We start from the raw sequence: 526 nt of genomic DNA, 5'->3' as shown, positions 1-526 counted from the left end.
CCTTCTGGGTCACGGTGGCGCTCGTCGCGATCTGCCTGGTGATGAGCTGGCTGCAGCCCGACGCCTTCGCCACCACCGACAACCTGTTCAACATCACCCGCAACTTCGCCTTCATCGGCATCATGGCCCTGGGCATGACCGCGGTGATCCTCACGGGCGGCATCGATCTCTCGGTCGGCTCGATCATGGGCGTGGTCGGCGTGGTCTGCGGCCTCGTCCTCCAGGCCGGGCAGCACTGGCTCTTGGCGGTGCTCGCCGGGCTCGCCACCGGCGCGCTCTGCGGCGCCGTCAACGGCGTCCTCATCGCCTATGCCGGCCTGCCGCCGTTCGTCGTCACGCTGGGCATGCTCTCGATCGCGCGCTCGTGCGCGATCGTGCTCTCCCAGAACAAGATGATCTACGAGTTCGGCCCCTACGGCGACACCTTCAACGCCATCGGCGGCGGCGAGATCCTGGGCATCGCCAACCCGGTCTGGATGCTCGTCCTGCTCACGGCGCTGTTCGGGCTGATCTTCAACTTCTCGCC

General features: G+C 67.1%; 1 protein-coding gene. It reads left to right on the top strand.

All coding sequences use genetic code 11. The features are described 5' to 3' along the window. Positions 1-526: ABC transporter permease (locus U1T56_RS24565; protein ID WP_418162090.1), on the top strand; the 526-nt coding region annotated here is incomplete at both ends.

This window comes from Benzoatithermus flavus (assembly GCF_037908215.1).
Classification (GTDB): Bacteria; Pseudomonadota; Alphaproteobacteria; order Geminicoccales; family Geminicoccaceae; genus Benzoatithermus; species Benzoatithermus flavus.
This window is presented reverse-complemented; position numbering and strand designations above follow the sequence as displayed.